A 13,223-nucleotide genomic window follows, 5' to 3' on the forward strand; every position below is an offset into this window, starting at 1 on the left:
TTCTAGATTTACGCGCTAAATCATTGTATTCGTCATTTTATTTGTAACTCAGTTTCATCAGTAACCGGGCTCGCTGTATCCTTTTGCTTCCCTTTTTCTTCATTCCCGTATTTATCCCATTTGAAAAGATTCTCTAATAGTAAAGCTAGAATAATCCCTACTAATAACCCGCTACTCAATACTGGACGAATTACACTTGGAATCGTAATGAAATAAGTAGCAGGAAGTGTCATAATCACTACACCTACAAACAACGGAACAGCCGAACGATATACATTGACTGTATTGAATTCAACCTGTTTAAAGAAATTCAAGGAAGAATTTAAAAGAAGTAGATAAGAGACAAATAATGCTGCACTACCAATACTTAATGGAAGCTGAGAGAAAAAGTGACCAATCGGCGGTATAAGCCCCATTACTAGGAACATAAATCCACCAAGAACAAAAGGAATCCTTTTAATTATTCCTGTTTGGCTTAAGAAACCAATGGAAGATACGTAAGGTGAATTTGGAACAAGCCCAAAAATTCCTGCGATAAAAGTGAAAATACCTGTAATCGTAAAGGAAGCTCTGTATTCAGATTTAGTCGTTTCCACCTGATACATAGTTTCTGTTCCTTTTAAAGCGCCAACTGTGTTTGCGGAATTTAACAATCCTGCGATAACCGTCGTCATGATAATTCCTATGTCCCATGCAGGCTTCCCTAATGGAAATAGCTCAAGACCAAACGATGTAGCTTCACTTACTGGATTTTCCGGTTTAAAAATAAGCGCATAAATAATCCAACCACCGATAATTCCGATAAGTAAACCGTAGCGTCGAATACTTGAAGGAGCCTTTACACTAATCACAATTACAATAATTGCTACTACGATTGATAACAAAGAAACAGCCACATCAATATGCGCATCCTTAGCCTGGTTACCAAATGGAATGCCTAGCATCCCTTTTAAAAAGATACCAATTAATTGACATCCGAATAAAAACATAAATACGCCCATTACGGCCGGTTTAAATAACTTGGCTATACGAGGTCCCAACCCTGTAATACCAATTAAAAAAGTCAAAATCGACGTAATGATGATCCCAACTGTTAAACTACCACCCAAAATTGGTAAAGGCATCCCTTGCGCCACAGCCGTAGAACATAGCGTTAAAATTACGCCCCACCAAAGACCAGATTGCCCTTCCATAATAGCTCGTTTATGTCCTAAAAATGCTTGAACGATACATGCCAATCCAGTCACGATAAAGGAAAGTTGGAGCATATTGACAATTGTGCCTGGCGAAAGCTCAAAAGCCGTTCCAACTGTGATCGGTATGACAACTATGTTCGTAAAAATAAAAAAGAGCCACTGTAAGCCCGAAATCCAATTACTTGATTTTAATAACTCGTTAATAACTATCACCTTTTCTTTTATGAATAAACAGCAACATCGCTACCTATTAGAACATCTACGAACATATTCGCACTGGATTTATGACGAATTTCGGAAATTTGCTGTTTTTCCACTACATTACGCATACCCGTAAGAAATAAGAATGAAACTTGTTTTTCATCACTTAAGCAAATATTTCCGTGCATGTTCCGTCGGCCTTTCAGTCGTATTCTACCAAATAGGATTTTAGCTGTTGTAAAAATATTTCGTTTGTTCTAGCCTGCACCAAAAAGACAGCACAAATCCTCTGTCTATTCAATAATTTAAAGACTTTTTTTGTTTCTAGCCTTTATAATTACAGACAAAGTTTTGCGAGCTTCCTATTAATTAGAAGTAGGACATTCTTTTCGACTATCGATGAGCCTAATAAATACCGAAAGACAGCACTTTATAGTATCATTTGTTTTTGACCTTTATCTATTCTAGTCTACAGCTATCAATTGAAATTGTCATTGTTTACTATGACCAATTTATGCTTTGATTTTTGTTTACTTTTAACGTAGAATATACGACATAAGAGCGAAGTGAATTTTTCTTATGGAAATCTTTAAGTAGAGAGGGTATTCGTATGAAGACCATAAATGATTTATTTATATTGGAAGGTATGAAAGATGCCATTGTACTTGCAGGCCACCGCGGTCTAACAAGAAATGTACAATCTGTAAATATATCCGATACACCTGACGTAATCCATTTTTTAGCTGAAAATCATCTTCTCCTGTCAACTGGATATGCATTTAAGGACGATACGGAGAAGTTTTGCGAGTTAATCCAGCAAATGCACGAATTAAATTGTTCAGGCCTTGTTATCAAAATCAATCGCTTCTTCCACCATTTACCGCCTGAAGTGAAATTACTGGCCGATCAACTTGCATTCCCAATTATCGATTTACCGACCAATCATACATTAGGTGAAGTTTCTCGCCATATCTTAAATTATTTGAATGATCACGAGGCAGAACAACTGTATTATGCTTTGCATGTTCAAAAAGAATTTTCAAATATGCTTATCAAAGGATATAGTTTAAGCGCTCTATTAGAGCAATTAGGTTATCTTTTGGCACGTCCAGCCCTTTTGTTGAATCATAGGGGAGAAAATATTGCTCAAAGTCATGATTTTGCAAAGGGATCAATGAAGGAGATTAAGCAGGAAATCATTCAGAAGGTGAAAGAAGATGTATCTTCCGCTCGAGAAGGGACAACATTTTCAATTCCGTCCAGAGAACATCAAAGCGTCTCCACTTTTCCAGTGCAAACCAAGCGACAATATCCAAGTATGCTTGTTATTTTCGATTCACTCACTTTACCCTATCCGTCTTCCCAAATGGCAATCGAGCAAGCAGGCAATGTTATTTCGTTTACGATTATAAAAGAGCAAGCAATCGAAGAAAACTCGAGATTGTTAAAAAATAACTTCTTCGCCGATTTAATCGAAATGAAAATCCATTCTGATGAAGAAATATTTAGCCGTTCGAACTATTACGGCTTGCAAAAGGGTATGGAGAACGTCTGTGTAGTATGCACCATCGATGCCCAAGGAGAAATATATGAAACATTGCAGCTTTACGAAAAAAAAGTTGGAGAGTTGCATAATAGTGTTTACGATCAGCTGGAAGATGAAATTATAAATGGAAATTTAGAAGCTACTTTATTCACAAAAGGAAAGTACTTTGCCATGATTTTACAGTTTCCCAAATACGGTGATGAAGAAATTAATACAATCACCCAATTCATAGAAAATGTCCAAGCCAACTTTCATGGAGATTTCACCCTTTCCTTTGGTGTAAGCCACTCAGTCCCATCACTTAAAGAAATACCGACCGCTTATTATGAAGCTGTGGAAGCGATATTAGGTGGATACGAACAAAATTTAAAAGGCTTTATCAAATATTACAGAACAAGAGATTTGGAAGAATTGTTAAAATCCCTTCCTCGTAAAGATTTAAAAGCCCTTTATGAAAATACATTAAAATCATTGGCTTATCCAAAAACAAAAGAAGATCAAGAACTATTAAAAACGGTTCAAGTCTACTTAGATGCTCAATGTGAGTTTTCGGAAACATCTAGAAAATTATTTGTCCATCGAAATACAGTGAAGTATCGAATAGCAAAAACGGAGGAAGTGCTCAGCTGTTCCCTCCGCGATCCAGTTGATTCTTTGCGAATACGCGTTGCTCTCATCATAGGGACCATTCTAAAAGATGAGGAAGTAGCATTTAGCCAATAACAAGCGCAAATCTAGTTTCTAAGCAATAAAAAATCCCAAACCTAAAGCGGTTTGGGATTTTTTATTATACGTTCACTTTTTTAGAAGCAGTGATTTCTCCATTTTCAAATACAACTTCACCAGCTACAATTGTTGATTTAACTTTCCCTTTAAATGTCATACCCACATAAGGAGAATGTTGGTGACGATAGAATAAGTCTTCCGCTTTAAGTTCAAAGCTTTCTTTTAAATTTACAATTGTTATATCAGCATCATAGCCTTTATCAATTGTCCCTTTGCTATCAAGCCCAAATAATTTCGCTGGGTTTGTCGCTGTTAACGCTACAATTTTCTCTAAAGGCAGGTTCCGTTTGAAATACCCTTCTGTTAACATAACATTTAATGTGGATTGAGCACCGGAGATTCCGCCCCAACCTTCAAAATAATTATCTGTTATTGTTTTCATAGAAGCCGGAGCTGGTGAATGGTCTGAGGCAATTACATTAATCTCTCCATTAGCAACCGCAACCCATAAGTCTTCTACTTCATCTTCATCACGTAACGGAGGACAGCACTTCGCCAATCCACCTTTTTCCTCAAGGTCTTTTACAGTTAAAGCTAAATAGTGTGCGCAAGTTTCAACTGTAATATCAACGCCTCTATCTTTCGCTGCCTGAATGACTTCAACGACTTTTCTACTGCTTGCATGGACGATATGTACTTTACATCCAGTTGCTTCTGCATAAGAGATGATTCTTCTTACAGCTTCTATTTCAGAAATAATTGGTCTTGATTCCACAAAATCTCTTGCAGTTGTTTTACCTTGCTCTTGCTTTTCTTTCGCAAGCTGATCACAAATAACTGTACTTTCAGCGTGTACTGCAAGAAGAGAACCAAGAGAAGCAATTTCTTTCATCCCTTTGAAAATCGTTTCATCGTCGACATGATTGAAATCAGCGATACCACTCGGTGACATGAAAGCTTTGAATCCAATTACACCATTCTCATGGAGTTCTTTTAGATCTGCAATATTTTCGGGAACAAGTCCACCCCAGAAACGAGGATTTACAATCGCTTTTTCATCTGCACAAGCTTTTTTCAAATCCAAGTTTGCTTTGTTGATCGTTGGTGGTGTGCTGTTTAAAGGCATGTCAAAGAAAGTTGTAGCTCCTCCAGCAGCCAGACTTCTACTGCCGGTTTCAAGTCCTTCCCACTCTGTTCTTCCAGGCTCATTAAAGTGTACATGTGTATCAATTAATCCAGGTAAAATATGAAGTCCTTCTGCATCTATTACTCGATCAGCCGAACCTTGAAGAGATTGACCAACCTCTTGGATTTTGCCATCTTTAATCGCAATATCCCCTTGAACAATGGATTCTGCTGTAACAACTTTCCCATTTTTAATAATTAAATCGTATGTAGTCATCTTTCATTCCTCCAAGTTTATATATCCCTTTGCCATTACCTAATTTGATAATAACAAAGGGATTGAATTAACCATTCAGTTAGCAGAAATTAACTTTCCAACCGGTTCCCCGATAATGCCATTTTCTAAATCAAATACAACATTTCCGCGTACAATTGTTTTCGTTACGCGGCAGTCAATTTTTCTACCTTCATATGCACTATGTTTGTTTTTGTAGTAAAGGTCTTCTCTTTTAACCGTATACGATTGGTTAGGGTCTACTAAAATAATATCCGCATCTTTTGAAACAGCAATTTCACCTTTATTAGGAATGTTGAAGCGTTCAGCTGGATTCGTTGCAATTAAGTCGACAAATTTATGAACTGCTAATCCTCGTTGTTTAACAGCCAAGTCAAACATAAGATCGACGTTGTTTTGGGCACCGCTAATTCCGCCCCAGGCTTCCCAAAGATTTCCTTGCTTTAAGTCCTCCGTACAAGGTGAATGGTCAGACGTTAGCCAGTCAATATTCCCATTTAACAACTCGTCCCATAATTTAGCTTGATCTACTGCTTTTCTTATTGGAGGCTGACATTTTGCTCTTGGACCAATTTCATCCACTTGTTCTGCAGTAAAGGCAAAATAATGAGGGCATGATTCAACCGTTACATCTACACCTTCTGCACGTGCTTTCAAGATAGTTTGTATTGCCTCTGAAGTACTAATATGAACAAGATGCAATTTACAACCTGTCTCTTTAGCAAAAAGAATCGCACGCGACACAGCTTCCACTTCTGTAAAAATAGGACGTGATTCCGCATATTCTACTCCAGAGTTTTTACCTTCTCTCGCAAATTCTTTAGAAAGTCCAGACGTAACGGACGCGTTTTCCGCATGGATACATAGGATCTGATCCAATTCAGCTAACTTTTGCATACCTTTGTATAATGTGAAATCATCCACATTGATGAAATCTTCCGGAATGTCACTTGTAATATCGGATAAGAAGCATTTAAAAGCGAGAACGCCGGCATCAGCTAATTCTTTTAGATTATCTAGATTCTCAGGTACGAGTCCACCGTAAAATGCGTAGTCAACGTAGTTTTGGTTAACAGCTGCTTCCAATTTAAGATTTAATGCCTCTTTATTGATCGTTGCTGGTAGTGCATTTAGTGGCATTTCCACATAGCTAGTCGTACCTCCAGCAGCTAAAGATTTTGAACCTGTTTCAAAACCTTCCCACTCTGTACGTCCAGGTTCGCTAATGTGAACATGTGTATCGATCATTCCTGGCATAACATATTGGCCAGTTGCGTCAATAACCTCTTTCGCCTCATCCGTAATTTGTTCGGCAATGCAAGAGATTTTTTCGTCTTTAATCCCGATATCCACTTTATAAACTCCATCACGCAATACAACATTTCCGCCTTTTATAACTAAATCATAAATCATTTGAATTCCCCTCTCAGCTATCATATTTAACTTATTCTTTCTGAAAAAAACAGATTGGTCACTTCATTAGTTAACTATTCTCCTCATTTAATTCGGGAGTTTTTTCTAACAAATTTCCTTTTAATTGCACAGATTCAAGCACTGTGTAAAGGATAAAAGCTGTAATGATCCCTACAAACCAAGACATATCATAAAGTGGTTTTAAGAAGGGTACGAAATTACCGATTAAACAAACAACACCTGCAATGATTGTGGTGAGAATCGCATTTATATTGAATCCCTTTGTATAATGGTACTTACCCTTTTTGGCATCATATAAGGCATTCAAGTCAATATTCTTTTTGGATAAGATGAAATATTGAGCTAACATAATTCCCGTAACCGGCGCTAATATCCCACCAACAATATTTAAGAAAGTAAAAACACTCGTTGCACTTTCCATCAGTTTCCACGGCATAGTCAGAATCCCAATCATTGCTGCAAGGATTGCACCTGATTTAAAAGTAAGTTTTTTAGGAAATAGAGACGCCAATTGGTATCCGGCAGGTACAATGTTTCCCGTAACGTTAACCGATAATGTTGTTAAGCATAAAGTAAGAACGGAAATAGCAATTGCAAACGTCCCATCAAATCGAGCGACAACATCTAGTACATTCCATATCGGTGTCCCAAAAGCGATTTCTGATCCAACAATAATTGCGATACTCGCAACCGCAAATAAAATATATGCCACAACTACTCCGACAGTTTGTCCAATTGCTTGCGTTTTCGTAGATTTCGCTAACTTCGTGAAATCTGAAACGTTTACAATCGGCGCTGCCCATGCTGCTATCACTGCTGTTATAGCAGCGAAAAAGATAATGAATTTATTTCCCGCGACTCCCGTGCTGGTATACGCTAAAATAGGGCCAATCCCACCAGCTAAGTTAATGGCCCAAATTGCCATTCCTCCAAAAACAATGTAAACAAGCGGTGAAAGGATATTCGTAAATTTCCCTAAGAACCCCATTCCCCCATATATTAAAGCAACATTAAATAACCAAAAAATTAAAAACGAAAGCAACGCCGGCAATGATAACCCTAATAAGTTCCAATCTCCACCTAACGTTAAATATGTTGGCCAAAGCTTTCCAATTAAAATAGATAATGCTTGGCTTCCTGCGTACGTTTGAAAGCCGAACCACATAATCGCCGAGATAACTCCCCTTAAAACTCCAGGAATCATTGCTCCTTTTGGTCCATACGATAGACGTAGCAACATCGCAAATGGTAATCCGTATTTCGACCCTGCATGACCATTCAGAACGAGCATTAAAGCGATGATTACAGAAGCAACCAGTATAGCCCCAAAGACTTGACCTACTGACATTCCTAAAGCAAAAAGACCACCAATGGCAACATAGTTTGGAATGTTATGAACTGAGCCCATCCAAACTGTGAAAAAATTCCCTATGCCCCAATTTCGATCCACTTCGGTCGTCGGTAAAACATCATTACTATAACCGGCAGCCGTTGCCTTCTCTCTATTAAAATCTTTCAAAATATACCCTCCTCAAATGTTGCCACTTACTATCGAGACTTTTAGCTTCATTCGTTCAGAAACTCTTTCTTTTTTCATTCTCGATTATAATAGGGTTCATCTGCAATATGTGAATATCGCTGTTTTCACCCTTAATAGTTTTATCGCTATAATTGTGACAACATTATTATACAAAATATAAAGCTATTCTTCTTTAGTTTAGTTAACCAAAAGAAGCAACTTTTATTATATACATTGAATAAGGAAGGTACCTTTTGTAGACACTTTAAACAAACGATTGTTCAAAACAACCAACAAGAATACCTCATGGAGACATAATCTCGATGAGGTATTCTTGGAATATTCTTATTTCTCGAAAATCGTTCCTTTTTTGAAACTTGAACCTTTAAACGCATATTTCGATAGCAGATAGTAAGCTATTCCAGCTACCACTACACCAATTATCCAAGCCAACTCCACCTCGATAAACGCAGCGGCTGCTCCGATAAACATCGCAAGTAAACCTGCTGGATTATATCCGGCATAAGAACCTTCTTCATTGTATAAGTCAGCAGTCTCCACTCTCTGTTTTCTTAAAATATAATATTCAACTAAGAGTATTGAAATTACTGGTCCTAAAAATGCTGAATAGATAAGAACGAACATATTAAGACCTGCAGCTGATGACTCTTGTACAAGCAACCAAGGGAATGCACATAGAGCAAGTAATCCTGTAATCGTTACAGAAACTTTATATTTAAGTTTTGTCAGTAATGTAATAACATACGCTGGTGGAACCACGTTCGCTACCATGTTTGTCGCAATTACTGTTATGACGATAAATAGAGATACACCTGCAGAAATATAAGGATTATCAATTACTACTGGAAGTGCTATTGCAGGATTCGTTATACCCGTTGCAGCAGCTAACATTGCACCAATGACAATAACAAAACCATATGAAATAGTAATCGGAACGAAGTATAATGCTCCACGTTTCTTATCACTGATACCTGTTTTCAGCTCTCTGGAATAATCTGCAGCACTTACAAAGATCCCTGCATAATTCCCTAAAAAGACCATAATGAGCCCGAAGAACGGTAGTCCCCATGAACCTTTTGCTTGTACCCATGTTTGAGAAATCTCCGTGCTATATGAAGTTACAAGGATTCCAAAAACATAAATAAGTCCTATCATAAACACAATAGATGCAACCGTTTCTACCCATTTAATGGCATGGAAGCCGAATAGTGAGATAACAATCTGAACTAGTTGAAGGGCTACAAAGCAAACAAAAACATTGTCAAAAGATCCGCTCGTAACAATCTTTACAAACTCATTTAATGCAGTACCACCAATCCAACTTTGAATACCGTACCAGACAATAGCGGGTATACCACGTAGTAATGATGAAATAACTGTACCTTTTGTTCCGAAAGACATTCTAAGCTGTACAACGTATGGTATACCTGATTTATAACCAAGTCGATCATTTAATGCAAAAATAGTTGAAATGATCGCAATTGAGATTAGAGCTGCCAGCATTGTTTGGAAGATATTTAACGTTGCCACTCCCGCTATAATTACACTGGCTCCTAATGTCATATTCCCTATGTTAACTCCATCGCCAATCCACATGAAAACATAATCTCTTGGTTTTACGGTTCTATCCTGATCGGATTTTGGATGTAGTGATTCATCCAAACCCGTAGTATGCTCAATCTGCGACGCTTTTATATTGTAACTTTCATTTGCTGTAGACATATGTCATACTCCTTTTTATATTGAGTGGTGTAATTAAAGCTACGTTTATTTTGGACAAAAAATAAAAGTTTAATCTGTTGTTCCATAATTATTCCACTATAACTTCCCTCTAAGTAGCAGAATAATTTCGAGTAACAATAGATTAAAGTTATTAACTCTCGAAAACGTTTTCTTTAAGAACATTTCTTATTATACATACCTTTATTAAGAAGGTCTTTATATCTATTAAACAAAATGTACAAGCCACCGCTATATACAGTGCATAACATTTGTTACAATAACAGCTCCTTTAGACAAACCATTGTCTACATTGAACAATAAATTTTCGTAAAAATACAGTGAACGAAAAACAAATATTCCAATATAGTTAACAAAACCTACATATTATCTCGTGAAAGTTTAACGACTTTTTTGCGACTTATCGGATATTCCAAAATCTCATGAGTCAGTTTCTCGGTACCAAAGAAGAATTCATTAAAATATTCGGTATATAATACAGTTAATTTTCAATACCCATTATTTATAATTATCAAACCAAGATTTTAGTGTCTAATTAAATATAGAACAAAAGCGCTTGAGCATCTTTCCCTTTCCCAGTATAGAAAATTGAAATTTGAATGGAATGAAACACATAATCGGGATAGTGTGTCGTAGTCAGTTGAAAGAAAAGACATGTCCACTAGGATTATCGCGGCATGCAGCGATAATCAATGGAAATTGCACAATTCTCAGTGCCGGCCTGCTAAAAATACAAAGTTTTATCCAGTTTTTCAATGGAGGAAATCCAATAAATGGATTAGGGCAACCAAACGATCATTGAAAGCAATCATTTCTAGGTTGAAAGCAACCAAACCAGGACGAGAGCACTCAAATTGCCAATGAAAGCAACCAATTCTCAAAATAACTCTTTACTTAGAGTGAGACGACTAAGATTTGGACATATTATAGGAACAATCTGCGCTGAACTCGCCCGGCTAGGAACTGCTAGCCGGGTTTGTCGTGTTGGGAGGCGAGATTGACTCGTTCAACAACTTTTTGTTAATAGTTGACTCTTATAAGTTAGCAATTCCTATTGATTTTCGCTATATGTAGCAAAAATCACAGTGGATACCTTACGACGCATTATATCTATATCATGTACAATGCAATAAATGCCATACCTTATGTTCCTTGAAAAGATTTTCCGCATGTCAAAACTTTAATTGTTTCCAAAGCACAAAAAAGCACTGGAATATTTACCAGTGCTTGCAGATAAAGAAGGACTATTTATACTGTTCTCTTAGCAATCATTTCAATCTCAACTTCCGCACCTAGCGGCAATGCTAAAACTGCCACACAAGTTCTAGCTGGGAACGGTTCATTAAAGTACGTTTTATATACTTCATTCATGGAAGTAAAATTATTCATATCCGTTAGATATACATTTACTTTCACCACATCATCAAATGTTAGATGTGCCGCTTCTAATACTTCAGATAAATTGGTAAAGCATTGTTTTGTTTGTTCAGCAATATTTCCTTGTAAATTATCTACTGTCTCCGCATTCATTGCCGTCTGACCAGATAAAAAAAGAAAATTATCTGCTTCTACTGCATGTGAATATGGTCCTGATGCTGTTACATTTTTTGCACGATATGTCTTTCTCATAATTCTATGACACTCCTAATCTCATCGTTGATATAACTTAATACTTATGGTTTTTTTCTCGTTCAAGAAGTTCAGTAATCTTTAATCCAATTTGTACTAATAACATTTCTTCCGCATCTTCAAAATCCATCCCTGTAATTTCCTTGATTCGTTCCATACGATAGACAACTGTTTTATGGTGGATAAAAAGAAGTTGCGATGTTTTGGTTGCATTTTGATTGGACTGTAAAAAAACTTTTAATGTTGTTAACAAATCTGCTTTATTTGCCTGTTGATAATTCAGCAGTTTTTGTAAAGAAGGTGGGATAAAAGACTTTAACTCTTCGGAATTAGTGAATTGACCAAGCATCCTAAAGACCCCTAATTCAGAATAAGATGTAATGGATTCTTTTCCATTTAAAACTTCACCAAATTCCAATGCATCTTGAGCCTTTATATAGCTATCAGAAATATTATTAATATGTTCGGATAGCGTCCCTATTCCGACTTGGATCATTATTTTGTTATCTTGTTTTTGGACCAAATCTAAAATAGTATATACTCTTTCTTTTATTTTGATCAACCATTTCGTGTCTTCTATATCGGCTTTCCAAAGTACTACTTTTAAACCGCCCTTACTGCCGATAAGCGCATTTGGTACATGCTGATGAATGGCATCGTGAAGCAATGTTTCTTCGTTACCATTGGAGATTCCTCGTTTCACTTGTTTCGAATAGATTCGCTCATTATTTTTGCTTATTTTGAATAAAACAACTGCAAATGCCCCTTCTATATCCCAACCAATTAAATTAGCATCTTGATAAAGAATATTAGAAGGTAATTTTCCTTCTATTAATTGTTCTAGTAAATCATTTTTAAAACGTTTGTCCACTTCGGCAACAGCGAATCTTTTAACTAATTCAAGGGAAAGTGAAGTTGCAGCATTTTCCACTGCAATAAAATCAAGTTCTTCCAAAGGTTTGTTCATTTCACCGATCAATAGATAAGTTTTAATATGGTTAATCGTTTCAATTGGAACAACTATTTGGTGTCCAATTCTCTCTTTTTGTTCCATGTACTTAACAATTTGACGGTAATGTGGAAATTTCATCTTTTCTGTTTCATCATAGTAATAATTTTTTTCAACAATTTCAAAGTTAGTTAAACAAGGGAGTGTGGAAGCTATGCAAAAGAAATTTCGGTCAAACAAGGCAACAGGATTTCCAATTAATTTTTCTAATGTCTCTATAATTTTTTCTGGACTTTCATCTGCTAGTGATAGGGCTGTAAATTGGTCATGGATTTCTTTATAATACTGAAGTTTTTTTACTTGAAGATTCAAAATTTCTTCCATCACAGGATACAAAATATCCACATATGGAACTTCTTTAGGTATTTGAATAATGGGCAATTTACACTTTTCCCCTTCATCGATGATGGACTGGGGAATCTCATTTACAAACCGATGATTTTTGATCATCAATGCACTTACTTCTTTTTCAGCTAACTTCGCGATAAACTGTTTTTGCTCCTCCTCATTAAAAAAACGAATCGGATATAAACTTGTTAAAATTAGCTCTCCACCTATTAACCAGTCCGTTATGTCTGGAGCTTCCATAATAGTTGAGCCTTTGACAACTTTATGCAAATACTGAGCACCACTTAATACAATTGCCTCTTTGAGCGAAGCTAATTTCAACACATCTTCCACACGAAATTCCACATAGCTCCCCTCCTTTCTACTAGGAAAAGAGCTGAAAAATACCTCAGCCCTTTGTAGTCCATTATTTCTTATTACGCACAGTATATCAA

General features: G+C 36.5%; 9 protein-coding genes. 1 reads left to right on the top strand and 8 read right to left on the bottom strand.

Going from position 1 to position 13,223, the window contains the following annotated elements:
• Positions 1-32: 32 nt before the first annotated feature.
• Positions 33-1,409 (bottom strand): uracil/xanthine transporter, encoded by a 1,377-nt coding sequence (locus AC1DFT_RS04675; RefSeq protein ID WP_477918030.1) that lies wholly within the window; start codon positions 1,407-1,409, stop codon positions 33-35.
• A gap of 8 nt (positions 1,410-1,417) precedes the next feature.
• A complete protein-coding gene (locus tag AC1DFT_RS04680) occupies positions 1,418-1,585 on the bottom strand; it encodes a hypothetical protein (RefSeq protein ID WP_477918031.1) in 168 nt (55 codons plus the stop codon).
• Between the two features lie 422 nt (positions 1,586-2,007).
• Here AC1DFT_RS04680 and AC1DFT_RS04685 point away from each other — a divergent pair, with 422 nt between their 5' ends.
• Positions 2,008-3,666, top strand: coding sequence for a PucR family transcriptional regulator (locus AC1DFT_RS04685; protein ID WP_477918032.1), 1,659 nt, complete (start codon positions 2,008-2,010; stop codon positions 3,664-3,666).
• Positions 3,667-3,730: 64 nt separating this feature from the next.
• Here AC1DFT_RS04685 and AC1DFT_RS04690 read toward each other — a convergent pair whose 3' ends face one another.
• The 6 genes from AC1DFT_RS04690 to AC1DFT_RS04715 all read right to left on the bottom strand — a co-directional run bounded on the left by AC1DFT_RS04690 (position 3,731) and on the right by AC1DFT_RS04715 (position 13,134).
• On the bottom strand, positions 3,731-5,071 hold the full coding sequence (locus AC1DFT_RS04690; protein ID WP_477918033.1) for an allantoinase: 1,341 nt from the start codon (positions 5,069-5,071) through the stop codon (positions 3,731-3,733).
• 75 nt (positions 5,072-5,146) lie between these two features.
• Positions 5,147-6,502 carry an allantoinase AllB gene (gene allB / locus AC1DFT_RS04695; protein WP_477918034.1) on the bottom strand — a complete coding sequence of 452 codons (1,356 nt, stop codon included), beginning with the start codon at positions 6,500-6,502 and terminating at the stop codon, positions 5,147-5,149.
• 70 nt (positions 6,503-6,572) lie between these two features.
• Positions 6,573-8,042, bottom strand: coding sequence for an allantoin permease (gene allW, locus AC1DFT_RS04700; RefSeq protein ID WP_477918035.1), 1,470 nt, complete (start codon positions 8,040-8,042; stop codon positions 6,573-6,575).
• 345 nt (positions 8,043-8,387) lie between these two features.
• On the bottom strand, positions 8,388-9,785 hold the full coding sequence (locus AC1DFT_RS04705) for an NCS1 family transporter (RefSeq protein WP_477918036.1): 1,398 nt from the start codon (positions 9,783-9,785) through the stop codon (positions 8,388-8,390).
• A 1,266-nt stretch (positions 9,786-11,051) separates the two neighbouring features.
• Entirely contained in the window at positions 11,052-11,432 is a 381-nt protein-coding gene (locus AC1DFT_RS04710) for a Rid family detoxifying hydrolase (protein ID WP_477918037.1), read from the bottom strand.
• 37 nt (positions 11,433-11,469) lie between these two features.
• A complete protein-coding gene (locus AC1DFT_RS04715) occupies positions 11,470-13,134 on the bottom strand; it encodes a PucR family transcriptional regulator (protein WP_477918038.1) in 1,665 nt (554 codons plus the stop codon).
• Positions 13,135-13,223: the final 89 nt, after the last annotated feature.

Source organism: Psychrobacillus sp. 05T411 (assembly GCF_056396485.1).

Bases quoted from the DNA above. Each gene is read 5' to 3' on its own strand.
- allB (WP_477918034.1), bottom strand. From the start codon at position 6,502: ATGATTTATGATTTAGTTATAAAAGGCGGAAATGTTGTATTGCGTGAT.
- AC1DFT_RS04680 (WP_477918031.1), bottom strand. From the start codon at position 1,585: ATGCACGGAAATATTTGCTTAAGTGATGAAAAACAAGTTTCATTCTTA.
- AC1DFT_RS04710 (WP_477918037.1), bottom strand. From the start codon at position 11,432: ATGAGAAAGACATATCGTGCAAAAAATGTAACAGCATCAGGACCATAT.
- AC1DFT_RS04690 (WP_477918033.1), bottom strand. From the start codon at position 5,071: ATGACTACATACGATTTAATTATTAAAAATGGGAAAGTTGTTACAGCA.
- AC1DFT_RS04685 (WP_477918032.1), top strand. From the start codon at position 2,008: ATGAAGACCATAAATGATTTATTTATATTGGAAGGTATGAAAGATGCC.
- AC1DFT_RS04705 (WP_477918036.1), bottom strand. From the start codon at position 9,785: ATGTCTACAGCAAATGAAAGTTACAATATAAAAGCGTCGCAGATTGAG.